Genomic DNA, 25,267 nt, shown 5'->3' with positions numbered 1-25,267 from the left:
GGACGAACTGACCGGACCTATGCCTTCCCAAATCGTATCCACGCTATTGTCTCCCTCTTTTGCTGCCTGGGCATCCGGAAAAGATGCCCGTAGCAGCCTGTCTGCATTGTTCTCATACCCAATACCCGGTTATAAACCTGTTTACCGAAACCGACCAGGTTTTCAGGACGCTTCGGCATCCTGATTTAACGCCGTCGGGCGGCTAATTAATGCATGCTATTCATTAACCTATAATGTAATCCCTTATGAAAAGATGGCTATTCCCGTTGTTGCTGATGACCACATTTTGCCTGCTTCATCCCGTGACCTTATCCGCTCAGGTCTATCCCTTTCAGGCAATAACTACCAAAAATCTGGATAGTGATAATTTTGTGGAAATTACCTGGGATTATTCCGAAGCCGATGATTGTCCAATTGACGAAATCGTATTTAAAGACAGGTGTGAAAATACTACAGTATTTGTTGTACTGGAGTTGATCAATGAAAGTTCTACGGGCACAAGAAATCTGGCATTCGGCCCCAATCATAATTTTATCATTCAAGGACAACAGGTCTACAACTGCATTAATAGCGGTGGAGATTATGAAGAATGTAGTTCCATCGGCGAAACGATCGTTACCCAACCCATCTTCCCGCCCAAAAATGTTCTGGCATCAGAGGGTTATAGCCCTTACAGTATAGAGATCACCTGGAATAAAGGTACTGATCTGGCTGAAACGGATGTAGAATATTACATCTACCGGGACGGTGTACATATTGCTACGGTGGAAGGTAATGAATATCGTTTTGTAGATGGTAATTCTCTGTCACCCGGTGCTGATTACGAATACTCGGTAAGTACCGTATACAAACACGATACGAGCGAAGAGTCTCCATTAATCTCCGACTTTGGAAGCACCGTTTTTTTCAATGCATCTGATGGAGATTATTACGGAAGAACAGCACTGACATTTGCCAATTCCAGTAAGTTTGCCGATTACGTAAAAGTGGAGCGCTGGGATGGAACCGGGGCACTGGAAGAAATTGCTCTGCTAGATGTAAACGCTACCAGCTATAACGATTATACGGGTATACCCGGGTTGAAATACACTTATTATCTTACTTATTTCATGCCTGACGGCAGCAATTATATCCTAACCGAAAGCGGATATTCCAAGCCGAATGGCGTAATCCGTGGAACGGTAAAAACCCTGCAGGGCGTTGGCATTCCGAACGTGGAGATTGAGGTAACCCCTGCTGCCGGAAATATCGGAGGCGGACCGGGCACCAACTGCTCGGGATCGAGCTACTGTGCTACTACCGACGGGGCCGGCTATTTTGAGATTGACGAGATCTATTACCACGCCTCTGGTGAATTTGTGATCAGCCCGATATCGGATGGCTCTCAGCAATACGAACCCGCCTCCATTACCCGGAAACTCACCATGGATAACCGGACCGCCTCCGATGTTGACTTCATCGATCTTTCCGCCCACACCTTATCCGGTACCATCACTTACCAGGACAGCGGTTGTGGGGTGTCCAACGTTACCATGATGGTCAACGGCCAGGATGAAGGCGTACGTTCGGCCGCGGACGGTACCTGGTCTTACGTGGTAGTGGGCAGTGGACAGTACCGTTTCGAGCCGCGCTACGAGGATCTGGAATTCCAGGATGGTGAGACCGAATCGGTGATCAGCATCTTTGTGGATGAAGATGCAAATGATCTGGATTTCACCGTACTGACCAATCGCCAAATAGAAATACTCGTGCAGAGTGGGTGTGCCACTCCACTGGGGACTTCCGTGGAAGTAAGTTTAACGAATACCGATGGATGTTTTACCACCCGCAATCTTACGGTCGGCAGTGACGGACGACTGGTACTGACGGATCTGCCGCCGCGCGACGGTTATAAATTACTGGTGACTAAGATCGAAGCGCCGGTACTCAGTGAGCAGAGTATCCTGGACCAGTTTTCCGCCGGTATCTCGTTTGATGTAAAAGCTCCCGGCACCTACGAAAAACTAAATGTTGAAAATACGGGAACCGGCACTACGGTGGATACCATCACCGAAGATTTTCCCACGCTGAAATTCATCTACCGCGGAGTTATTACTACCGAAATTGATTTTGTCGCCGCCGGCGCCGAACTGGCCGACTGTAGTGCAGGAACGCCTTACTTTGACTTGCCTATCGTCCAGAAAAACGTAAAGTATCCGCTCGAAATTAAAGTGTTTGAAGAATTGGGAGATCAGGATTGCCCGGTACTGGAGGGCGTATTGCTCGTCCAGGATGAAGTCAGCGATCGCGAAAATTCCGTCGAGGAGATCCCAATCGTTAATGGTATAGCCCGATACGATATGGTAGCCGGGGAGCCCAACGCTACAACGGGTAATTCTGGTAAGGATTACCAAAAATACTTCGCCGTAGAACCGACAGCCGACTTCGCCAACGGTGCCCCCACTACGCACTGGCTGATCTTGGAAGGTTTTGTCAACGTCGCTCCCAATTTTGTAACGACCACCCCGGAGATCCCACAACTGATCCTGCACGATCCTCCGGGTGACAACAGCTACGCATTTGTCGAAAAGGGAACGACCATTTCCACCTTTATCAAAAATAGTATTCTGAGTGGAACCTCCGAAGGCAGTTTTACCGACCTGAGCGTAGGAGGGCAGATAGATCTGGGCCCTTCGAGCGCTAAGGCCGGATCTTCCGTAGAAATGAGCCTGACGCAGGGCACGAACGAATCCGAAGAAGAGGGCCTGATCAGTACCATCACTTTTACCGAGAACTTTGCTACCTCCTCCCTGGAAAATTTTACGGGAGAAGGCGGCGACGTGTACATTGGCGCTGCCCTTAACCAAACCTACGACATTGCCACGGAGGTTTCCTTCAACAATTGCGCAGTGGAGATAGACTCTTCCCTGATCTTTGGATTGTACGACTTCGCCACTACTTTCATCTACACGGAAAGCCACATCAAAAATGCCCTGCTACCGCAGCTCCAAACCCTGATGTCGCTCAGTGATACCACCACCGAAGCCGGAAGGAGACAGTACAATGATTACCTGGCGGATTACAATTCCTGGGTCGTCATCCTGGAAGCCAACGCCAGCAATCGGGATAATGCTACCGAGCAGTTCCTAAGCGACGAGAATGTAAGTATCAGCGCCGGCGCCACGCTGTCGAAATCCTATACCGTGCTGGAGGGTATCGAAACCAGTTATCAGTACGATGTTTATCTGGAAGACGAAATGACAGAGTCCGTCGATGTCAGCGTATCCACCATTGGCTTGTATCTGGATACTCAAAACGGATCCATGATCACTTCCAGCTATGAATTCAGTGAATTCCAGAGCGAAAGTGAAGAAGTGCTGCGTACCATCGGCTACGTCATTGAGGATAATGACATCGGAGATGCGGTGACCTTTAATGTATACCAGGATCCGGATTATGATACGCCGATCTTCCGATTGTTATCCGGCAGTACCAGTTGCCCCTATGAACCCAATACCGCAGCACGGGATCTGCCGGCGCTTAGTATCAGCCCGACGGTCGTCAACAATATTCCTTTTGACGGTTCGGGACTGTACAGTTGCCGGATCCAGAACAACAGCCAAACCGGGGAATCCCGGGAATACCACGTCCGGGTGATCGGTACTTCCAATCCGGACGGTGCGATCGTGCGGCTCGCCGGGAACATCATCAATAATTCTCCGGTCTCTGTATTTGTCGGTCCCAATAATTACGCGGATCTGGTGCTGACGGTAGAACGTGGCCCCGTTGCCGATACTTATCAGGATATCCAGGTGATGGTGTATCCTCCCTGTGAATACGAACTCTGGCAGGATGGCGGTAATCTGGTGCACGCCGATACGATCTCCATCAGCGCGAATTTTGAAAGCCAGTGTTCTCAGGTATCACTGGTGTCTCCGGGCAATAACTGGATCGTCAATCAGGCCAGCAATAATGTACTGCCGATCACTATTGGTGGTTTTGACCCCAATAATGCGGCTTTTGAATCGGTATCCGCATGGATCAAAAAGGGCAATGAAGGTTTCACACTGCTGCAGGAAGTGCCCAAAGCCTCGCTGACCTTCCCTTACCATGATCTGGACCTGGACCTGAGCGCTTACTCAGACGGGAACTACACGGTCAAAGTCAGCGCCAATTGCAACGGTGGCAGTCTGATCAGTTATTCCAATGAGATCAGCGGGGTGATCGATCGCAGTTCGCTGGCACCTTTCGGTTATCCCAGTCCGGCGGACGGCTTTCTGGAACAGGGCGAACAGATCATGGTCGTATTCGATCAGGAGATCAGCGAGAACCTGGCGGGGGTGGAATATAGCCTGAAACGCCTGGATACCGGCATCGATCTGGTGGTCAACGGTAAGGTCAATGGCAATGTATTCTTGTTTGAACTGGACGAAAATATTGACCTCTTTTCCGCGGCTTACGAAGGCGTGGAACTGGCGGCCCGTGTGCACTATTTGAAAAGTGCAGAGTCCGGAAACGTTCAGAAATATGCAGTAGACTGGACCTTTACGGTAAATGCCAAACCCGTATTCTGGGATCCGGAGATCATTAACCTGGTAGCGCCCGCCAATAGTGATTTCTCCTTTACCGCCAATTTGAAAAACCTAAGCCATATCCCGAAAACCTTTTCACTGGACGAAAATTTCGATCCGGCGGTTATCAAGGTACCCGAATGGTTAAGTCCGGCGGTGACCGAAGGCGTTATCCTGCCTTACGGCGAAGCGAAGATTGATTTCGCCTTTGATACGTCTTTGCCTCCCGGTATTTACCAGGGTGAGGTAGTGGCCCTGGTGGACAACAAACCGATGTCTCTGAACATTACCATCGAATACCTGGCGGAACGCATCAACTGGTCCGTCAATACCGCTGCTTACGAAAACAGCATGAACCTGGTGATGCAGTTTGAAGTGTTGCCGGGCTCCAATAAACTGTCCACCGATACCCGCGACCTGATCGCCGCCTTTGTCAACGGAGAGATCCGGGGCGTGGCTCCGATCGAATACGTGGAATCGGCTCAGGTATACCGGGCATTTATGACGGTGTACGGAGCGGGTGGTAATCAGTCCGAAGCTATAGAATTCCGTTTCTGGACGGCACTGGACGGCCGGGAATACGGTGCCATTGAATCCGTATCCTTTTCCGAAGATGCCGTAACGGGCAGCGTCGCTGCGCCCTTTATCCTGCATCCGGCCGGGAACTTCCAGGTCATTCCACTGCGTCAGGGATGGAATTTTGTCTCCCTCAATGTCAATCCGGTGAGTACCGACCGGTCCGAGGTCTTGAAAAGCATTATGAACACCAGCAATCGTCTTGTTTTGAAATCACTGAAAAGCAGTTCGGAGTATACCGCTACCACCGGCTGGCAGGGCAATTTGAAAAATGTGGACCCGGCAATGGGCTACATGCTTTATCTGTCCGACCACGCCGATACCCTCCGGATAGTGGGTAATGCCTTACCGCTACCTTATGACCTCGATGTTGCCGGCGGTTGGAACTGGATCGGTTACGCCGGTCAGGATCCGGCCACTACCGAAACCACCCTCCAGGACCTCACCCCAGCGGATGGCGACCTGATCAAGTCGCAAACTGAGTTTGCCACTTATCAGGCCGTCTCCGGCTGGACGGGAAGTCTGGCGACCATGAATCCGGGCAAAGGCTACAAACTCCAGCTCGGCAGCTCGGGTACGCTCACTTACCGGGGCGGATGGGAACTGGACCCGCACGCCTGGGAACACAATATGGTGGTGACGGCCACGATCGAAGATGCTGTACTGCCCAAAAGATTGGGCGAAGAATGGATACTGGGCGCCTTTGTGGACGGTGTTTGTCGCGGGTTTACCGATTTTAGCGATATCGATGTGCTCAACGAGCAGCGGGCATTTCTCCTGGTGTACGGTCAGCCGGAGGATGCCGGAAAGATCATTCGCTATCGCCTGCGCAACACCCGCACCGGCGAGGAACTGAATATCCGCGAAGCTACCGGATTTGTGCCGAACGGGCTGATCGGGGCCGTGCTCGATCCGCAGCCGCTTCATGTTGAATATTTCGTGGAACAGGTCCATTTTCAACTGATCCCGAATCCGGTGCGTCACTCGGCGCAGTTACTGCTGGACACCAATCTCGATGATATCTTCACGGTTGAACTGAGAAGCATGGACGGAAGACTACTCCGGACGCTGGTGCAGCAAAGATTCGAAGCGGGTAAACATCGCCTGCCGATCGATCTGGGTACTTTACCGGGCGGTGTTTATCTGCTGCAACTTACCGGGAATGGGATCCGGCAGATCCAGAAGATCGTGAAGCAGTAGACCAACAAAGACGTAGCGAAACCAACGGAGAACCGGATAGCCTGTTTTACAAATGTTGTAAAGCGGTCAAGATCCGGCTCTCCGCTACAGGCCTCTAATTTGCTAAAAAAGCGCTGAAGCCCCAGTTCTGATGCTGAGGCCGTCCCATCGCGTTAAAGCCTTCCCCGAAGATAAAGCCATCTCCCTCGGAGATCAGCACCAGTTCATTGTTCCCTTTTTGTAATGGTAATTCAATGGTGAACCCGTGCTCTCCATTCCGGTTCACCTGGTATTTTTCGTACTCGAACAGTCGCTTCCCATTCAGGTACATCTGGAGCTTTCCGGCAAAGTCAAAATGGAGTAACCGCTTGGCATTTTCGTCAGACACAATGTTATGGCGCGCAAAGACCACGCCGTTGGGATGGGTAAAGTGAGGACTTAGGTTGACCACTTCCCCGGGACCGGGACTTATTTCATTCCAGCTCCGAACTGACTTCGTATCGGCGTACGCATACTTCCGGTCCCGAGGAAACTGTTTCGATATTTCCCACTGCCGGAGGGCCTCGGGTAATTCATAGAGGACCGCATTGGCGAAGTAGGAGACTCCGAACATACTGCGTAGCAAAAGGCTTCCCCGCTCGTTGCCCGTTTCCGGAAGTTCGATATCCATATCCGGCTCTTCTTTGTGATCGACAAATACCCGCAGACGGTCTCCCATCACTTCGATGGCCGCGTGAAACCACGTCAGTGATTGGATATCGGTAGCCGTTTCGTATACCGGATAGTTGAAAAATACCCAATTAAGGGTTCCGTTATAAACCGGAATGTACTGGATCGCCTCCCGGGTACCTCCGTATCCGGGGCGGAAGTAAAGGAAGTGATAGTTCTGCTCGTCTTTGACGCGGAATCCAAGTCCGGACATCACTGCTCCGGCAATGTCGATCTCCAATCGAAAATTTCGAAGGTCCAGATCTTTTTGCCAGATGATCGCCTGTTCCCGGCTGTCCAGTTTCAGGCAGGATCTCCCCGCAAAAACGGTATCCGGAAATTGCACAACTTTGTTCTGATCCGATAAAACGGTACTTTTGGTTCGGTCGAAAACGGCTTGCTGACCGAATAGCATACTCATTAAGAAAAGAAAACTAATGGATAGCATGATCTTCTTTTTGTTCATGTCGCTGTTCATTTTGTTAGCAATGAGCGACAAGGTGGAAAAAGCGAAAGAGGAAAAGGGTAGCATTTCCCGTTCATTATAGCCGCATTTTTCGATCAAATTATACCGACTTGTAAATGAATGATTTAAAGGGTGTAGATGAGCAGCTTCTGGAAGAAGTGAAGATCAGGATCGGAGACGCCGCCGAACTGGGAAACCCGGCGGAGTGGACGCAGAAAGACTACGAATTCCTGGTTTTTTACATTGAGGAAAAAACGGGAACGACTTTGAGTTTATCGACCATTAAGCGGATCTGGAGCAATCAGTACCAGCGCTTACCGCACGCAGCCACCCGTAATGCGTTGTCACAACTGGCGTACGGTCAGGATTGGAACGTATTAAAAAAATCCCGACTTGAAAGATCACCCGGTCCGGTGGTGGAGGGAGGAAAAGCTCCGGAACGTCTTGAAAAGCGGTCTATACCCGCCTTTGCCCGGTGGGGATTTGCAATAGTATTGGCCGGGGGATTGCTGGCCGCCAGTATTGCGCTTAAGCGAGAAGAGAAGAGGGGCATATCACCGGAGGAACTGACGAACGTACAATTTTCCTGTCAGACCTCAGTGGAGGAGCAGGTCCCGAATACCGTGGTTTTCTCTTACGATGTCAGCGGAGTAGTGGCCGATAGCTTTTTCCTGCAACAGAGTTGGGACATCAGCCGCCGGGTAAAATTGTCGCCGAAATACACCACCCAGACCGATATCTATTACATTCCCGGTTATTTCACCGCCAGCTTGCTGGCCGATGATCAAGTGATCCGGGAAATTCCCGTTCATATCACCTATCCGGATTGGTTTGTCTCGGCGCGCCAGCCCCTGGAAAATATCGTTACTTTTGACTCTACCGACTACGCGGAAGGACCCTTTCTGGGGCTTCGGCCAAATGCACTCGCGGAACAGCATATCGATGAGCAACAGCCCTTTCAACTGGGCTTTTACAACGTACGGAACTTTGAAGCAGATGGCGATAATTTCACCTATTCTTCCCGCTTCCGGATGGACCATACCCCATCTATGCAGTGTCCGGACCTCAGCCTGTTGATCAAGGGGACCCAGCGGTACTTCTGGATCACTTTTGGGCCGAAGGGTTGCGAAAGCGAACTCGGCCTGCGGTGCAGTGAGCAGACCTTCAGTGGAAAAAATCACGATCTTACGGCTTTTGGTACCAATATGACCGACTGGCAAAGGGTGGAAGTGAGGGTGCGTGCAAAGCAGCTGCAGCTTTTCCTCAACGGCAGCGCTATCTTTGAGACTACTTACCGGGAAGACATCGGTGCGCTTAAAGAGATCTCCTATTTCTTCCGCGGACCGGGTTATATTGATGATGTGGAGCTACTGGATGGTAACAGCCAGGTCCGGTTGACCGACAGCTTTGAACATTAGCTCCGGCTGATTCTGCCATCAGGTCTGAATAACCCCCGGATTAAAGCGCTCCACCGGTGCGTTATTCGCCGCTTTGATCCCTTCGGAGATCCACTTACGCGTTTCCAGCGGATCGATGATGGCATCCACCCAGAGGCGGGCGGCGGCGTAATACGGCGAAGTCTGGCGGTCGTAGCGGTCCTGGATTTCGTTGAGCAACTTTTCTTCCTCCTCCGTACTGATCTCTTCTCCTTTGGCTTTCCGGCCGGATACCTGGATCTGTAGCAGGGTTTTGGCGGCCTGGGCGCCACCCATCACTGCAATACGGGCCGTCGGCCAGGCCACGATCAGGCGCGGGTCATAGGCTTTGCCACACATGGCGTAGTTGCCGGCCCCGTAGGAGTTGCCCATTACCACTGTGAATTTCGGAACGGTAGAGTTGGAAACGGCATTGACCATCTTCGCGCCGTCTTTAATGATCCCACCGTGTTCGGAGCGGGTGCCGACCATAAAGCCGGTCACGTCGTGCATAAAGAGCAGCGGTATCTTTTTCTGGTTGCAATTAAGAATAAAGCGGGTCGCTTTATCGGCGCTATCCGAATAGATCACACCGCCGAACTGCATTTCGCCCTTGGCATTGCGGATCACTTCGCGATTGTTGGCCACAATGCCCACGGACCAGCCGTCGATACGGGCGTAGGCACAGATCATGGTTTGTCCGTAACCGTCCTTGTAGTAGATGAGTTCGGAATCATCCACCAGACGTTCGAGTATATCTTTGGTATGGTAGGGTTTGCCGGGATCATCCGGAAAGAGGCCGAGGATTTCCGTCGTATCCTTGGCCGGTGGTTTGGGCTCGGCGCGGTCAAAACCGGCTTTTTCGAAGTGGCCCATCTTATCCACCAGTCCGCGGATCGTCTCCAGACAGGTCTCATCATCGGGCACTTTATAGTCCGTCACCCCGGAGATCTCCGACTGGGTGGTAGCGCCACCGAGGGTTTCAGCGTCTACATCTTCTCCGATGGCCGCTTTTACGAGGTAGGGGCCGGCCAAAAAAATGGAACCGGTACCTTCTACGATCAGGGCTTCATCCGACATGATCGGCAGGTAAGCCCCGCCGGCCACGCAACTGCCCATAATGGCGGAGATCTGAGGGATACCCGCACTGGACATTTTGGCGTTGTTGCGGAAGATGCGTCCGAAATGTTCTTTATCGGCAAAGATCTCGTCCTGCATGGGCAGGAAAATGCCGGCGCTGTCTACCAGATAGATGATCGGCAGCCGGTTCTCCATAGCGATCTCCTGGGCGCGTAGGTTTTTCTTGCCGGTGATCGGAAACCAGGCGCCGGCTTTTACCGTAGCGTCGTTGGCCACGATCATACACTGGCGGCCGCTGACGTAGCCGATGCCGACGATCACGCCTCCGGCCGGACATCCTCCGTATTCGGGATACATATCCTGGCCGGCAAATATGCCGATCTCCAGAAATGGCTGATCGGGATCTATTAATTTATCGATTCTTTCGCGGGCGGTGAGTTTGCCCTTTTTGTGGAGTTTTTCTATTCGCTTTGGACCACCTCCCAGGCTAATGCGTTCTTCGTAACGGCGTAATTGCGAGATTAATAATTTAAGACTGTCTTCATTGCGGTTATGGTCCAATTCCTTTTTCGTCATCAGTTATTTTTCAAAAACGTAATAATATTCTCCTTCGAATTCTTCATAGACTCCCGAGAGCATGACCTGCCCGCGGGCCCGTTCCAGTAAACGCATGAACTGCTTGACGTCGGAAACCCGCCGTTCGTTGACGTGGGTGATAATGAAGCCCTGATCCATTTTGGTATCAGCAACAACGCTGCCGCGCACAATGCTGACGACCTTAACGCCATCTACTTCCAGTACTTTGCGCTCCTGTTTGGTGAGTTCTCTAATATCAAACCCTAATCGCAGTAAAGTGTTCTGTTCGTCGGCGGTAATGATGGCCGTATTATTCGTTTTATTCTTCAGCAAAATATCTTTGGTATACGATTTACCCCGGCGGAAATATACCACCCGGACCGTATTGCCGGGGCGGTAACGCCCCAGTTGTTCCTGCATCTCGGGCAGGGATTTGGTTTTGATATCGTTGATACTCAGGATCACATCGCCTTTCTGCATGCCGGCCTCATCGGCGCCGCTGCCCGGAGTGACCCGGGTAACGAATACCCCTTCCACGGTGGGAAGGCCGAGTTCTTCGGCAATGTCGTGATCCACATTATCAATAAAAACGCCCAGTACGCCACGCTGCACAACGCCGTATTCTTTGAGGTCTTTGACCACCTTGCGCGCCAGATTGGCGGGAATGGCGAAGGAGTAGCCTTCGTAGCGGCCGGATTGGGTAATGATGGCGGTATTGATGCCGATCAGTTCTCCGTTGGTATTCACCAGCGCTCCGCCACTGTTGCCGGGATTGACGGCAGCATCCGTCTGGATAAAGGATTCGATCCGGTCGGTGCCTTCCAGGATATCGATACTGCGGCCTTTGGCGCTGACGATGCCCGCGGTCACGGTGGAGGATAGGTCGAAGGGATTACCTACGGCCAGTACCCATTCGCCGATATTGAGCGAATCACTGTTACCGAATGCCAGATAGGAGAGGTCTTCGGCATTCACCTTGATCAGCGCCATGTCAGTTGAAGGATCGGTGCCGACCACTTTAGCCTTCATTTCGCGCTTATCGCTGAAGTTGACGAGGATGAAATTGCCTTCTTCCACCACGTGGTGATTGGTCACAATATAACCGTCGGGAGAGATCACCACGCCCGAGCCGGAGGAGGCGGATCCGTAGGTACGGGAACCGCGCCAGCGATCGATGAAACCGGTCTGAATCGCCCGGATATTGACTACCGCCGGGGTAACCGCCATGGCGGCTTTACTGAAATCCGTCGGAGCAGCGGACAGGAAAGTACGGGGCTGGATCTCCTCGATGATGTCTTCCGCGTAGGCCGTGTACCGGCTGGGGTGCGTTTCCCGGATAATGACTTCCTGCGGGCCGACAAAAGCATGATAACCCAAGATGGCCAACAGCGCGCTCAGCAGCGAAGATCCGATTATAGTACCATAATACTTCATGGGCGATTTTCAGCTTTTACACCCGGGTATCGTGAATTTCAGGAATATAACTTTCCCTAGCAGGCGAAATTTCGAGATGCCCGTGTTTCGATAGTTTTTGTAATCAATTCGTCTGGCTTAAACCAAAATGTTAAAATACAATTTCCCGAAGACATTAACGCCTATGTAGGAAATTTAATTTCTTCGACAAATGGTTATTAACAGAACGATAGGAGGAATAGGGTGGCTACTACAAATTTAACGATAATCAGGAAGTACGCCCAAAAAAATGCAATTTTGCGAAAAAAACGATGGCGGAAGACAAAAAAGACCCGTTTGACGGGGAGTACATCGGAAATATCTGGGGCTGGAAATTTAGTTTTATCGGCCTGGCGCTCATCTTGTTATTACTGGCGCTGATGGCGTATCGACACTGGAAACTGGGAGTACCATTCGGCCAGGAGCAGCCGGTACAGGAAAAAATTGAGATCAACGAAGTACCATTGGATACGATAGAATAAGTGATTTATTTGTAAGTTGACCGGCCGCAAGTCACTGTCGATTTCAGACGGACCTGCGACCTGCCACCTACTGACCTACGACGATAAACTTATGCAAATACCTTTCTTCAAATACCAGGGAACCGGCAATGATTTCGTGATCATCGATCAACGGGACCGGCAATATTTACAACGAACCGATCAGGAGATCATCGAGCGCCTGTGCGATCGCCGCTTTGGCATCGGTGCGGATGGATTGATGCTGCTGCAGCAGAAAGAGGGCTACGATTTTGAAATGGTGTATTTCAATTCCGACGGCCGGGAAAGCAGCATGTGCGGCAACGGTGGACGCTGCATTACCGCCTTTGCCCATCGCCTCGGCGTTTTTAGCGACACCTGCCGTTTTTGGGCGATCGACGGTGCCCACGATGCCGTGGTGCGCGAAGATGGCTGGGTGGAACTGAAGATGATCGATGTACAGGACATCGAGCAAGGCAGCGATTTTTATTACCTCAATACCGGGTCGCCGCATTACGTCACCTTCCGGGATGATCTGGCGGACCTGGATGTCTTTCAGGCCGGCCGGGCGATCCGTTATTCCGACCGCTTCCGGGCCGAAGGCACGAACGTCAACTTTGTGCAAACGCAGGAGAACGGCATTACGGTAGCTACTTACGAACGCGGGGTGGAGGATGAGACCCTGTCCTGCGGTACGGGTGTGACGGCAGCAGCGATCGCTTACCACCTGCAGTACGGGAAGGGAGTGGATAAGGTGCCGATTAAAGTCAAAGGCGGTGAACTGGAAGTGCGCTTTCAGGCAGGGACCGACGGTTTCAGCGAGATCTGGCTCTGCGGACCGGCGGAACTGGTGTTTACGGGGGAGATCGACCGCTTATAATGGCCACCTTTGCGATTGGTGACATACACGGTTGCCTGGCGGCACTCCGGACAATTTTTGACCAATCCTTTATCGGTCGGGATGATTTGGTGGTTTTTCTCGGTGATTATGTGGATCGCGGGCCCGATTCCAAAGGAGTGATCGACTGGTTGATCGAGCAGCGCCGGGAATATCGGTTTGAGTTCATCCTGGGGAACCACGAAATAATGATGGCCCGGTCCAGAAATTCCCGCCAACACCTCATGAGTTGGATGTACTTCGGAGGCACAGCTACGCTGGATTCTTACGGCATCGGCGACGCCCCGGATTGGGCGGACCATATCGACCGTTCCCATTGGGATTTCATAGCCTCCTGCAAACCTTACCTGGAATACGATCAATTCCTGTTCGTGCACGCCGGATTGGAACCCGGCAGATCTCTCGAGGCTCAAGATGATCACCATTTATTCTGGAAAAAGTTCGAAATACCCGAACCCTACAGCCCGGAACAAAAAGTGATCTGTGGGCATACTTCCCGAAAAAATGGCAAAATTGCCGATTTTGGCCATACGATCTGTATCGATACTTATGCCTACGGAGGGCAGTGGCTGACCTGTCTGAATGTAGAAACGAACGAATACCTGCAGGCCAACAGCAAGGGACAAATTCGGAGGGGCCTCCTGTAAGCCGGATCCGATCGAATTGCGTCTTTAAAAAGCAATCAATCAATTCAATTATATTTCCAAACCTTCAGTTGCCTACCGCAGGGACTTAACGGTAATTGGAATTGCTGTCTTTAAAGCTGATTATCCATGAAAAACGACTCGCCCGTAACCCTTATAATCGCACTGATCTTTTTGCTTTTTCCGCTCAGTCAAGTAATCGCCCAGCCGGCATTTCCGCCCGCCGCGGAGATCACCAGTACCACCAAACCGTGGACCCGCTGGTGGTGGATGGGCAGCGCGATCGACCAAAAGAACATTCGCAATACCCTGATCGCCTACGACAAAGCGGGCCTGGGCGGCGTGGAGATCACACCGATCTACGGCGTGAAAGGGGAGGAAGCGAACTTCCTGGACTATCTGTCGCCCCAATGGATGAACATGCTGGCTTACACCATCGCCACGGCCGACAGCCTGGGCATGCAGGTAGACATGAACTTGGGAACGGGCTGGCCCTTTGGTGGTCCGCAGGTAAGTCCGGAATATGCCGCGACCAAACTGATCGTCGATCAGCAGCAAGTGCGCAAGGGCGAGAAGCTAAAACTGCAAATAGTGCCGCAGGAGGAAAAAAATCGCGGCAGCGCCCAACTCGATCATGTACTGGCTTTCGGGGACGACGGCCGGTATGTGGACCTCACTAATAAACTAAAAGACGGCGTGCTGCGCTGGAAAGCCCGCAAAACCGATTATACGCTCTATTCGGTCTTTACCGGCAAAACGCGGCAGCAGGTCAAACGGGCGGCCCCCGGCGGTAAAGGATTTACCCTGGATCACTATTCCACGGCCGCACTGAATAGCTATGTGCAGCGTTTCGACTCGGCTTTTGCGAGCCTGGGGGGCAAGCCGCGTGCTATTTTCAACGACAGCTACGAGGTGTACGGGACGGACTTTACACCCGAATTTTTTCAGGCATTCCGGGAACGGAGAGGATACGACCTGAAACCGCACTTAAAAGAGTTGGTCAGTACCGGGGACGAAGAGATCGGCAACCGCATCCGCAGTGATTACCGGCAAACCCTGTCGGATCTGCTGCTGACCGAATTTAACCGACCCTGGACGGACTGGGCCAACCACCGGCAGTTCAAAACCCGACTCCAGGCCCACGGCTCGCCGGGCAATCTTATCGATCTGTACGCTTCGGCCGATATCCCCGAATGTGAGACCTTCGGTTCCATGCCCTACGATATTCCGGGCCTGCGGAGGGAAGCGGCGGATATCCGGGCGGGCGACGCAGATGCCGTGATGCTGAAATTTTCCTCTTCCGCCGCTCATATCGCCGGCAAGCCGCTGACTTCTTCCGAAACCTTCACCTGGCTGCGCGATCATTTTAAGACGGCCTTGTCCCAGTGCAAACCGGAACTGGAAGACCTTTTCCTGAACGGGGTGAACCACATCTTTCTGCACGGTTCCACCTATTCTCCCGACCGGGCCGCCTGGCCGGGCTGGAAATTCTACGCTTCCGTCAATTTCCATCCGAATAATACGATCTGGGCGGATGTACCCGGCCTATTCTCTTATATCGCCAACTGCCAGTCCCTGCTCCAGCTCGGCACGCCGGACAATGAGGTGCTGCTGTACTGGCCGGTTTATGATGTCTGGGACGATTATCTCAAAGGCAGTCTATTTTTCCAGTTTAAGATCCATTCATTGGACGAGTGGTTACTCCATACGAAATTCTACGAAACCGCCAACCGGCTGATGGGCAAAGGCTACAGTGTCGATTTTATTTCGGATGATTTTATCAGCCAGGCAAAGGTGGAAAATGGCCTGCTGGTACTGCCGGGGGGCACTTACAAGAGCATGGTGATCCCCGATAGTGATAAAATGCCGCTGGCCACACTCGAAAAATTAGTAGCGCTGAAACGGGCGGGCGCCAATATCATTTTTGCGGGATTGCCGGAATCCGTGCCGGGTTTTAACCGGTACCAGGAACAGAATGAGACCTTGACAAAGCTAATCTCGGATAATCGCGATCAGACCCAGGTTGCAGCCGATCCCCTTACGGCCCTGAATGCTGCCGGTATTTATCCGGAAGCTCTGGTGGAATCGGGTCTGAAATTCATCCGCCGGTCCCACGACGGTGAAAAGATCTACTATCTGGTTAATCACACTCCCCGGACGGTGGATACCTCCATACCGCTGGCATGGACGACCGATGCCGTGACGGTCCACGATCCCCTCACCGGTAGATCGGGCCGCGCGGCCATCCGGAAAGACGGCTCCACTACCTGGGTGAAGGTCAACATTCCCTCCGGGCGGTCCCTGTTCCTGAGTACCGGTAAAACGGCCGAACGCTCCGATTGGGCTTATTACGAAACTACCGGCGATGCCGTGCCGTTGGCAGGGGAGTGGGAAGTGAACTTCCTGGAGGGTGGACCTAGCTTACCGGCAAAGACTACGGTGACCGAACTGGGATCCTGGACCGAGATCAGCCAGGACGCCGAGTACTTTTCGGGAACGGCGCAGTACACGCTACACTTTGACCGCCCGGACACAGCAGCCGATAACTGGCAACTGGACCTCGGCGATGTGCGGGAAAGCGCGCGAGTCTGGCTCAATGATACCTATCTAGGTACGGCCTGGTCCGTACCGTTCACCTTAAAGACGGGGCCCCTGCTAGACAAGAACAAGTTGGTGATCCAGGTGACCAATCTGGCGGCGAATCGCGTTCGGGCCAAGGAAATGAGGGGCGAAGAATGGAAGATCTTCCACGAGATCAATATGGTGAACAAGGACTATCAGCCATTCGATGCAACCAAATGGGATCCAATGCCTTCCGGTCTGTTGGGCAAAGTGACGATCAGTCCGCTGCAGCGGGTGGAAAACTAGATGAAATCCGCCACCACCGGATAGTGATCGGAGAGTTCCGCCGTTTCCGGCCCGTTCAGGATGCGGGAGTAGACGCAGCGTTTGGCGAGTTCCGGACTGGCCAGGATGAAGTCGATCCGTTCCCGGTTGCGCGGGATCTCGGAAGCGGTTTGCCAGATATTGGTCAAGGCCGGTGTGGGAAAACTATAGCGTTCGGCCGGGGTGATAAACGGCATGCTGAGGTCGGTGAGCCCCTGTCTTAAAAAAGTCGAAAGGGTGGTGTAATCCCAGTAACCGTGACGAAGATTTTGGTGCTTTTCGCTCCGGGCATCCCCGGCCTTATACTTTGCCAGCAGCGCCTTCCGGTCCCGGTCGAGATCGGCATCCATCGGAGAATGGGCGTTAAAATCCCCCAGCACGAGATAATGATCGGTCGACAGGGAATCGAGCTTACCGGCAATCGAGCCGGCTTCCCGTTTCCGGAACTGCCAGTCGGCCGGACTCAGATGGACCACGAAAATATCCATACCGGCAGTTTGAACGTGCAGTACCCCGTGCCACATGCCTTCCCGGTATTTTCCGATCAGTTTAATGGGCCAACGGGAGGTGATCCCTACCGGGTAGCCGTCTTCCTTCAGGATGAGGGCGTGCTCGTGGCCCCAACTGCGGGCGTCCTGTTCCAGTCGGCCCTGGGTATAGCCGCACAACTCCTGAAGCGCCAGGATATCCGGTTTTTGAAAAGTAGTCCAGTCGAGGAATTTTTGGTGCCGTAGGCTATCCTTGCCCCAGTCGAAACCGTTCCAGATATTGTAGGAAATGACGCGAAGCGGGCTGGGAATTTCCTGCCCTTGTAGTTGCCAGTAGCCGGCGGTCAGCAGGAATAGGAGCAGTAAACTTTTTAGTGAATATCCGGATGTGGTCATTTTAAATGTTCTTTTGTGGTCTGAACCCGTTTCAAGTTTTGATAAAAAAATTAACGCACCGCCGATCGGTGATTTTCAGGGTTTGCTGGTCCGGTTTCCTCTCTGCGAAAGAAAAAAACGGACACATCGGACAGTGAGGAAGGCTGGGACAACGTCTTTATTTCCGAAAGCCGCAAGTTATGGAATGGCGCGCTTCCGCGGAAATGTCTACTATTATTCAGTAATTGCGCTTTAATCGCTCCTGGATGAAAAGCGGATTGCGGTATCGTTTTAGAATAATCGTTAAACTTAAATAGTATCATGATCAGATTAAGATTTGTTATAATCATTGTAGCCCTCAGCTTTTACGCAAAAGCCCAGGAAAAACCGTTTGAGCTAACCGACGAGTGGATCCAGAAGATAAGCAGTACCGCACCTGCCCAGCCCGAAGCCCGACCCGATGCGCCACGAAAGGTACTGATCTTCGATCTGCACACCGGATTCAAGCACTGGGTGATCCCGCATACCAGTGCAGTGATCAAAACGCTGGGCGAAAGATCGGGTGCCTACGAAGCGGAGATTACCAAGGATATTTTTAGCCTGGATAGCAAAAACCTGAAGCAATACGACGCCGTGGTGCTCAACAACAACTGCTCGGTTAATCCGCGGCGCAATATCTTCCTGGATGTTTTGGATAAGGACGAAAGTCTCAGCGAAAAGCAAAAGCAGAAAATGGCCGCCAAACTGGAAGCCAATCTGATCAAATACGTGAAAAAAGGCGGTGGCCTGATGGTCTCCCACGGTGGCGTCACCATGCAGAACACTTCGATGGCTTTCAGTGAACTGGTCGGCGGCAGTTTTGATTACCACCCTCCGCAGCAGAAACTGACGCTGCAGTTGGTAGAGCCGGATCATCCGCTGGTCAAGGCTTTTGACGGAAAACCTTTTGTACACGTTGATGAACCCTATCTCTTCAACAATGCCTATGTGCAAAAGAACTTCAAGCCGCTGCTGTACATCGATACCGACGAGCTGACCGGTAAAAAAAGTCCCATCGAAGATAATATCCGCTACGTTTCCTGGATTAAAAAACACGGTAAAGGGCGGGTATTCTACGTATCGCCCTCGCATAACGCCCAGAGCTTCGAGGACGAGCGGATGCTGAAATTCTACCTTGATGGCCTGCAGTACGCTTTAGGTGATCTGGAATGTGACGATACGCCAATGCTGAAATAAAACACACACCGGTCAATGGAAAATCATTTCGCAGGGATCGTACCGGAAGGTAAATACTTTGAATGCAGCCCGGAAGTCGAGCATTACGGCGATCTGATTGGCCGGTATTTTGCACTAACGGACGGACAATTGACCCTGAACAAACTGCAAAAAATGCAACACGGCCGTGGGCTGAAACTTCGGTTGACGATCAATCAGCAGCAGATGGAATGTACCATTGACCATTTTAGCGGTTACAGTGAGGAAATTGCCGACCTATGTAATGAAGTGCTGGCGAAATTTAAACCGGATGAGCGGCGAAGGTTCTTCGCACTGTCGGGCCCCGATTTTGATTGCTGTGGGCTGTACGTAGAACCTTCGCTGCTGCTGGAATTATCGGACCGGCAACTGATCTTCCTGAGTCCGGACGATTACGGGGAGATCCGGTACCAGATGAAGCAGGAGCAGCGTGCCGGTCGGAAAGCAGCGGAGAAGAAAAGCTTTATCCGCAAAATAAGGGATCTGTTTAAAAGAATATAAATGTACGCTGTCCGGTAGGGCAATCGCATTAAAAATGGGAGGATATAAAAACCGGCTGAAATAGGCGATAGAAAGGCGTCGCATTTTCCAAGATGCTCAATTTAGGGTAATGATTGGTCGGTAGGCGGGCTGGGAAGCGGGCAAAATGCCCATAAGGGCCCGTACTGGGGGTGGGAGCCCATACGGGTTCGTACCTCTCGGGAGCCAGGTTCGTGGGAGGGATAATTTTGCCCGGCATTTTGGGTACTTTTTTGCGCAAAAAGTACCAAAGGAATTATATGCGATTGCCCTACTGTCCGGCTTGCAATGTGCTTTCCGGGGGACCGGGCCAAGCGGGAGCCCGGCAGTTCCTTCAGCATATTTTTAATTCCGTTTACAACTATTTACAATTGAGCCGCCCGGAAAAAAGAACCGGCGCTTACATTTGGGAGAAAAGCTCCAATGTATACTTCTTTCTTTTGGTCCCAAAGTCTTCGATTACTCCTGATCATTAGTTGCTGCTTTTCCTGTTCCGGCCAGCAGGCGCCGGACCAATCCAAACCAATCGATGTTACCTCCGATACTTCCACTGCCAACCGCCTGGCCACTTCGATCGAAGGGGGCGTCAGGGTGATCTTTCAGGACAGTCGGGGCGATTATTGGTTCGGCGGCGGCGAGCAGGGTGTATATCGCTACAACGGTAAGCAACTGTCCATCTACACAAAGCAGGACGGCCTGTGCAGTCACCAGGTGATCGGCATCCAGGAAGACGCAGCGGGGAATATCTTTTTCGATACTCTCGAAGGCGTCTGTAAATTCAACGGGCAGCAATTCACCGATCTGGAAATCAATACCACCGATATTGCCGCCCGGGAGTGGAAGCTGGAACCGAACGATCTGTGGTTTCGAATGGGCTGGGACAAAAGCGGCCCATATCGCTACGACGGCAAATATCTATACCAGCTGAAGTTTCCCCCGAGCAAACTGGCGGATGAATTTTATTCCCGCTATCTCAACCCCGCCTACAATCCGTACGGGATCTACTCCATGTACCAGGACCGGTCGGGAGCCATGTGGTTTGGGACGGTCTCGTTTGGCATTTGCCGCTTCGATGGAACATCGATCGGCTGGCTGTACGAAAAACACCTGACCGAGACCCCCGCCGGTGGTGAATTTGGGATACGCTCTATTTTGGAAGATCCGGATGGCGATTTCTGGTTCTGCAATACGCGCTATCGCTACCAGGTACTGTCCGAAGATACGTCCGCCACCAACGAAGGGCAGGTCCCTTACCGGCGAATGGAGGGAATGGGCGGTGACATCCCCGGCTACGACTTCCCCTATTTCATGTCCATGACGGCGGACCAGCAAGGAACGCTGTGGTTGCTCACCTACGATGGCGGGGTCTGGCAAACGGACGGAGCACAGTTCATCCATCATCCGGTGCAGGTGGGTGGGAAGCAGGTGCCACTCTTTTCCATTTATGCTGATCTACAGGACGTTATCTGGTTGGCTTCGTCGCAAAACGGTGTATTCCGCTTTACCGGACAGGAATTTGAAAAGTTCCAGCCCTGATGGAATCGTCCGGCCCTCCTCCCCAGGATAGCGGGGCCAGTGGGACGGTATATCTTTAGCGGAAAAGCAAGATCCACCATGAAGAATAGCCGCCTGCAATGCTTACCTAAGCGCTGGTCATTCATCTTTGCCCTCTGGTGCTGTACCCTTTCGGTGGCGGCCCAGAGTCGCAAATTGACATCCGAAAACATCGATAGCGCGATCAGGGTAGCTACCCCTAAATTGGAACGGGATACCCTGCGCCCCGCCTTTCACCTGACCCCTCCGGCCGGTTGTATGGGTGATCCGAACGGCGGTATTTATCACGATGGATGGTACCACATCTTTTACGGACTGTATCCCTTCGCGCACCATCCGGGCGGCTGGTACTGGGCGCACGCCAGAAGTAAGGATCTGCTGCACTGGGAACCGATGCCAACGGGACTTACCCCGGGCTTCGAACTGGGACTGAACGCGGTAGGTTCCGGCTCGACTATTGTGACCGAGCAGGGCGAAAGACTGGCATTTCATTCCCAAAGCAGGGGAGGGGGCGCCCTGGAATTCTGGCGGACCACCTTTACCGACGCAGAACTCTCCGAATGGGAGCACCGCGGCAAAAATCCGGTACTCACCCTGGATCATCCGGGTTTGCCTCCTTTTGACGGCTTTTGGCGTGATCCCTTCGTTTTTTCCGCCGGGGGGCGGACCTTTCTCATCGCCTGTGCCGATCTGTTTGAAGAGAACTACGTAGCGGTGCCCATTTTCGAAGCAACGAACGAAGCGCTGACTGAATGGATCTACAAGGGCAATCTGTTCACCGTTCCCAAACATCGCTACCGCAATTTGGAAGTGCCGGAATTTAGGCCCCTGGGAGACCAGTGGATCTTTATGGCTTCCACGGATGCTCCGGTGGACCGGGTCAACTATTTTATCGGGGAATTTGATCTGGAACAACTTCGCTTCCAACCCGAGATCGAAGCTCCGGTGGATTACAGTGGTCACTACTACGCACAGGAAACCATTGCCGATGAGGCCGGTGATCTGTTCCTGATGGGCTGGCTCCCCGGTTGGGACCGGGAATGGCTGCCTACCTACATGAACCATCCATTAAAAAACAGCAATCCACTCTGGAACGGTTGTTTCGCACTTCCCCGCAAGCTGAGTCTGGAAGACGGACGGCTGGTGCAGCGACCGGTAGAAGCGCTGAAGCAGTTGCGTACGGAGCATTTTCAACTGGAACCGAGAACCTTACCGGTAAGCAATGCGGTAACGGCCATCGAAGTGGTAGACGGCTTTACGGGAGACCAACTGGAGATCCACATCAGTCTGGATCTGCAGTACGCCAGTTTTTGCGGCATCAACGTCCTGTCCAACGCGGATGGCCAGGGTGGATTGCCCATCATCTGGCACGGCGATGTGTTGAATGTCGACGGCGTGCCGGTGCCGATCCGCGAATGGGAACCGGGGCAGCCCCTGGAGATGCAGATCTTTGTCGACAAAAAGTTCGTAGAGGTATTTGTCAATGGAGGCAAATACTGCATTTCCCGCCAGGTGCAGGAAGACCATCTTAAAGGGAAGCACATTGCATTAACCAGCCTGGGAGGAACGGCCCGTCTGATCTCCTTTGAAGCCTGGAAGCTTTTAGGTATTCCTTGAATCCTGGCCGTCCTCAATGCTGGTGCCCGGAATGGGAGCATGCGTTTTATCCTTTCGCAAATTCCCTTATTTTGAGCAGCTTTAAATACCAATCATTTTAAGACTATGTATCAGCATTTCATTCGCCTCTCTTTAATGGCCCTCCTGTTTGTACTGGCCGTTCATCCGGCCTCGGCTCAGGATGAGGAAAAAACGCCCGAAAAGGCCGAACAGGAAAAAGGAAAAAAGAAGGGAGGTTTCAAAGATTACGCCGACCTGATCACCAAGGACGCGATTACCGATGACGGTCTCTTCAAGGTCCACCAGGTGGATGAGAAATACTACTACGAGATCCCGTTCTCCCTGTTGGATCAGGATATGTTACTGGTGAGCCGCATTTCCAAGATCGCCCCCGGTTTGGGCGGAGGTTATGTAAACGCCGGATCGAAGACCAATGAGCAACTGATCCGCTGGAAAAGGATGAACAACAATATTCATCTCAAAGCGGTCTCTTACAATAGTGTTGCCAACGACAGTCTGCCGATCTACATTTCGGTGCAGGATAATAACTACCAGCCGATCATCATGGCCTTCAAGATCGAAGGCTTTAATCCCGATTCCAGCGCTGCCCTCATTGAGGTGAGCGATCTGTTCCTGACGGATGTAACCGCCATCAGCGGCTTGTCCGATCGTTTGCGCAAAGCATACAAAGTCAAAAGCCTGGATAAAAAGCGGAGTTTCATCAGCCGGATGTCCAGTTATCCGGAAAATGTGGAAGTCCGGCACGATATGACCTTCTCGGCCTCCGAACCACCGGCCAATTCCCGGACGGGAACGATCTCGCTCGAAATGAGCCAGTCGATGTACCTGCTGCCGGAGCAGCCCATGCAGGCCAGATTGTTCGATAAACGGGTGGGCTGGTTTACCATGCGGCAGATCGATTACGGTTCGGAAGCCCTGAAAGCCGATCAGAAAACCTACATCCGGAGGTGGAAACTCGTTCCCAAAGATCCGGCGGCCTACGCCAGAGGAGAACTGGTAGAGCCCGTCAAACCCATCATCTACTACCTGGACCCCGCCACGCCGAAAAAATGGCGGCCTTATTTCAAGCAGGGGATCGAAGACTGGCAGGTAGCCTTTGAGGCGGCCGGTTTCAAAAATGCAATTATTGCGCGCGAAGCGCCTACGGACGATCCGGACTGGAGCCCGGAAGATGCCCGCTACTCTACGGTGCGTTACGTTGCTTCTACAACCCGGAACGCCGTGGGACCCAGTGTCTCCGATCCGCGCTCCGGGGAGATTATCGAGAGTGATATCATCTGGTACCACAACCACCTGCGTTCCTACCGCAACCGCTACCTGCTGGAAACGGGAGCGGCCAATCCGTCGGCGCGCACCCTGAATACCCCCGAAGCGGAGATCGGCGAAATGATGCGCCGGGTGATCTCCCACGAAGTTGGTCATGCGCTGGGACTGCCGCACAATATGAAGGCCAGTTACGCCTATCCGACGGATTCTCTGCGCTCGGCCAGCTTTACCCAGAAATGGGGACTGGCGGCCACCATCATGGATTATACCCGCTACAACTACGTGGCGCAACCGGAAGATAAGGGCGTCCGCTGGGTACGGATGTTGGGGCCCTACGACAATTATGCGATCAACTGGGGATACCGCTACATTCCCGGAGCGGATTCTCCCGAAGCCGAGAAGACAACGCTCAACCAGTGGATCAGTGACAAAGCCGGCGATCCGATGTACCTGTTCGGTTCCGGCAATCCGTACGATCCGAGTTCCCAAACGGAATGTGTGGGAGACGATCCGATACTGGCCAGCACCTACGGTCTGAAAAACCTGAAGATCGTAGCGCCGAATCTCGCCCGCTGGACCACTACCGACGGGGAAGGCTACGAAGACCTGGAAGAACTTTACGGCGAACTGCTGGGCGTGTGGTCGCGTTTTTCGAGCCACGTAGTTGCCAATATCGGGGGCGTGTACGAACGCTTTAAGACGACGGATGAAGAGGGCGTGACTTACCAGCACCTGGACAAAGCCGAACAGGAAGAAGCGCTGGATTTTCTACTCGAAAATGTATTTACGACCCCCGAATGGCTGTTACAGCCGGAGATCATCAGCAACATCAGCGCCAGCGGTTCGATCGATCGCATCCGCAGCCTGCAGACCCGGCAGATCAACAATCTGTTGCGGGAGGATCGCCTCAAGCGGATGGTAGAGAACGAAGCCCTGAACCGGACGAAGGCCTACACGATGACCACGATGATGAAGGACCTGCGCGCCGGACTGTGGTCGGAAGTTGCGAAAAAAGAACCCATCGATGCCTTCCGGCGCAACCTGCAACGCTCCCACGTGGCGCGTCTGGAAAAACTGATGAAGGATGATCAGGCGGAGCGTTCGGATATCAGCGCCGTAGTTCGGGCGGAATTGAAAGCCATCCAGCGCCTGGCCAAAAATGCCGCTGGACAGTATAAAGAAGGGATTGTGCAGTATCACCTGCAGGATATTGATGCGATGGTGGAAACCATTCTGCACCCGCTTCCCGTAGGAACGAAATAAC

15 protein-coding genes are annotated in these 25,267 nt (G+C 52.6%); 11 read left to right on the top strand and 4 right to left on the bottom strand.

Annotation, left to right across the window (positions count from 1 at the left end):
• Positions 1 to 245 precede the first annotated feature (245 nt).
• Positions 246 to 6,326, top strand: coding sequence for a T9SS type A sorting domain-containing protein (locus CRP01_RS24870; protein WP_099152820.1), 6,081 nt, complete (start codon positions 246 to 248; stop codon positions 6,324 to 6,326).
• 94 nt (positions 6,327 to 6,420) lie between these two features.
• Here the strand turns inward: CRP01_RS24870 and CRP01_RS24865 are convergent, their stop codons facing one another.
• The gene (locus CRP01_RS24865; RefSeq protein WP_143473524.1) at positions 6,421 to 7,479 is read right to left on the bottom strand and encodes a hypothetical protein; all 1,059 of its coding nucleotides are present in this window, start codon (positions 7,477 to 7,479) and stop codon (positions 6,421 to 6,423) included.
• Positions 7,480 to 7,595: 116 nt separating this feature from the next.
• Here CRP01_RS24865 and CRP01_RS24860 point away from each other — a divergent pair, with 116 nt between their 5' ends.
• Positions 7,596 to 8,897: a hypothetical protein gene (locus tag CRP01_RS24860; RefSeq protein WP_099152818.1), complete on the top strand. Its 1,302-nt coding sequence runs from the start codon at positions 7,596 to 7,598 to the stop codon at positions 8,895 to 8,897.
• Positions 8,898 to 8,915: 18 nt separating this feature from the next.
• On the opposite strand, the gene CRP01_RS24855 is transcribed toward CRP01_RS24860, so the two are convergent.
• Positions 8,916 to 10,550 (bottom strand): acyl-CoA carboxylase subunit beta, encoded by a 1,635-nt coding sequence (locus CRP01_RS24855; RefSeq protein ID WP_099152817.1) that lies wholly within the window; start codon positions 10,548 to 10,550, stop codon positions 8,916 to 8,918.
• A gap of 3 nt (positions 10,551 to 10,553) precedes the next feature.
• Positions 10,554 to 11,984, bottom strand: a complete 1,431-nt coding sequence (locus CRP01_RS24850) for a trypsin-like peptidase domain-containing protein (RefSeq protein ID WP_099152816.1) — start codon at positions 11,982 to 11,984, stop codon at positions 10,554 to 10,556.
• A 290-nt stretch (positions 11,985 to 12,274) separates the two neighbouring features.
• Between CRP01_RS24850 and CRP01_RS24845 the strand changes: the two genes are divergently transcribed.
• The 4 genes from CRP01_RS24845 (at position 12,275) to CRP01_RS24830 (ending at position 16,891) form a co-directional block, all read left to right on the top strand.
• Complete coding sequence (locus tag CRP01_RS24845) at positions 12,275 to 12,484, top strand: hypothetical protein (RefSeq protein WP_099152815.1); 210 nt, start codon at positions 12,275 to 12,277, stop codon at positions 12,482 to 12,484.
• Positions 12,485 to 12,575: 91 nt separating this feature from the next.
• Positions 12,576 to 13,361: a diaminopimelate epimerase gene (gene dapF, locus CRP01_RS24840; RefSeq protein ID WP_099152814.1), complete on the top strand. Its 786-nt coding sequence runs from the start codon at positions 12,576 to 12,578 to the stop codon at positions 13,359 to 13,361.
• Positions 13,361 to 14,026, top strand: a complete 666-nt coding sequence (locus CRP01_RS24835; RefSeq protein WP_099152813.1) for a metallophosphoesterase family protein — start codon at positions 13,361 to 13,363, stop codon at positions 14,024 to 14,026. The genes dapF and CRP01_RS24835 overlap by 1 nt, the downstream gene beginning before the upstream one ends.
• Before the next feature lie 126 nt (positions 14,027 to 14,152).
• Entirely contained in the window at positions 14,153 to 16,891 is a 2,739-nt protein-coding gene (locus CRP01_RS24830) for a glycosyl hydrolase (RefSeq protein WP_099152812.1), read from the top strand.
• On the opposite strand, the gene CRP01_RS24825 is transcribed toward CRP01_RS24830, so the two are convergent.
• A complete protein-coding gene (locus CRP01_RS24825; protein ID WP_099152811.1) occupies positions 16,888 to 17,793 on the bottom strand; it encodes an endonuclease/exonuclease/phosphatase family protein in 906 nt (301 codons plus the stop codon). The two genes, CRP01_RS24830 and CRP01_RS24825, sit on opposite strands and share 4 nt — an antisense overlap.
• A 300-nt stretch (positions 17,794 to 18,093) precedes the next feature.
• On the opposite strand from CRP01_RS24825, the gene CRP01_RS24820 reads away from it, so the two are divergent.
• From CRP01_RS24820 to CRP01_RS24800, 5 genes are all read left to right on the top strand, one after another.
• Positions 18,094 to 19,008: a ThuA domain-containing protein gene (locus CRP01_RS24820; protein WP_099152810.1), complete on the top strand. Its 915-nt coding sequence runs from the start codon at positions 18,094 to 18,096 to the stop codon at positions 19,006 to 19,008.
• 15 nt (positions 19,009 to 19,023) lie between these two features.
• Positions 19,024 to 19,527, top strand: a complete 504-nt coding sequence (locus CRP01_RS24815; protein WP_099152809.1) for a hypothetical protein — start codon at positions 19,024 to 19,026, stop codon at positions 19,525 to 19,527.
• Positions 19,528 to 19,968: 441 nt separating this feature from the next.
• Complete coding sequence (locus tag CRP01_RS24810) at positions 19,969 to 21,081, top strand: ligand-binding sensor domain-containing protein (RefSeq protein WP_099152808.1); 1,113 nt, start codon at positions 19,969 to 19,971, stop codon at positions 21,079 to 21,081.
• A gap of 78 nt (positions 21,082 to 21,159) precedes the next feature.
• Entirely contained in the window at positions 21,160 to 22,716 is a 1,557-nt protein-coding gene (locus CRP01_RS24805) for a glycoside hydrolase family 32 protein (protein WP_099152807.1), read from the top strand.
• A gap of 105 nt (positions 22,717 to 22,821) precedes the next feature.
• Complete coding sequence (locus tag CRP01_RS24800) at positions 22,822 to 25,266, top strand: zinc-dependent metalloprotease (RefSeq protein WP_099152806.1); 2,445 nt, start codon at positions 22,822 to 22,824, stop codon at positions 25,264 to 25,266.
• Position 25,267 lies beyond the last annotated feature (1 nt).

It is taken from the genome of Flavilitoribacter nigricans DSM 23189 = NBRC 102662 (assembly GCF_002646595.1).
Classification (GTDB): Bacteria; Bacteroidota; Bacteroidia; order Chitinophagales; family Saprospiraceae; genus Flavilitoribacter; species Flavilitoribacter nigricans.
Note: the sequence above shows the minus strand (reverse complement) of the source record. Positions and strands in the feature narration are given on the sequence as shown.